The organism is Vibrio sp. 1167, assembly GCF_033340375.1.
Taxonomy (GTDB): Bacteria; Pseudomonadota; Gammaproteobacteria; order Enterobacterales; family Vibrionaceae; genus Vibrio; species Vibrio alginolyticus.
Genome location: NZ_JAWOWK010000142.1, coordinates 1 through 1,007 on the forward strand (window position 1 = coordinate 1; position 1,007 = coordinate 1,007).

Here is a 1,007-nt window from a genome sequence, read left to right on the forward strand (position 1 = left end):
CAGTACAAGTTTGCAACAAATCGTCAATATACCGATTGAAGCACGTTTTTCGGGTCAAAACTGGCTGATAATGAGAACTATTGGACAAAAAAGTCCAAGTCAGCCCAAAACAACAAAATGGAGAGTGTTATATGTCTTTACGTATATTAGCAGCAACCTTGGCACTGGCAGGATTAAGCTTCGGCGCACAAGCCAGTGCCGAGTGTGAGGTTTCTATTGATGCTAACGATATGATGCAGTTTTCGACCAAAACATTGAGTGTTCCAGCAACTTGTAAAGAAGTAACGCTAACGCTCAACCACACCGGTAAAATGCCAGCGCAATCTATGGGGCACAACGTTGTCATCGCAGATACAGCCAACATCCAAGCTGTAGGCACTGACGGCATGTCTGCTGGCGCAGATAACAGTTACGTGAAGCCAGACGACGAGCGCGTTTACGCTCACACGAAAGTCGTTGGTGGCGGTGAAAGCACCAGCATTACATTCAGCACGGAAAAAATGACGGCTGGCGGTGATTACTCATTCTTCTGCTCATTCCCTGGTCACTGGGCGATCATGCAGGGTAAATTTCAGTTCAAATAATCGTTGAATTCAATTTGAGTGTGACTAAAGGGAAGCGCGTGCTTCCCTTTTTACTAGGCGAATCCGGTCATGCTCTCTCATCCGATAAGTCTTGTATCGGCATCGGTTTGGCCAGATAAAAACCTTGTACTTTGTCGACGCCACATTGCGCGACGAACTCATATTCGGCTTGAGTTTCTACGCCCTCGGCTACGACTTCGCAGTTGGCAATGTGCCCGAGTTTAGCCACGATTCGGTATAACTCGCGCCCCTTTTCATCTGTGGCATCAAGCAGTAATGAACGGTCGAGTTTGATCTTATCAAACGGATATTTGAGCAAATGCGGAAACGAGGCATAACCCGTTCCGAAATCATCCATTGCGATGCGAATACCACACGCTTGCAGCGCGATCATCGTATTGGTCAACGACACTTTATCGTTTA

At 46.9% G+C, this 1,007-nt stretch carries 2 protein-coding genes; one reads left to right on the forward strand and one right to left on the reverse strand.

Annotated features, from left to right (window positions below):
* The first annotated feature begins 131 nt into the window (after nucleotides 1-131).
* On the forward strand, nucleotides 132-584 hold the full coding sequence (azu, locus tag R7Z78_RS24945) for an azurin (RefSeq protein WP_169643691.1): 453 nt from the start codon (nucleotides 132-134) through the stop codon (nucleotides 582-584).
* A gap of 67 nt (nucleotides 585-651) precedes the next feature.
* Here the strand turns inward: azu and R7Z78_RS24950 are convergent.
* On the reverse strand, nucleotides 652-1,007 hold a 356-nt coding region (locus R7Z78_RS24950; protein ID WP_169643693.1), incomplete at its 5' end, for an EAL domain-containing protein.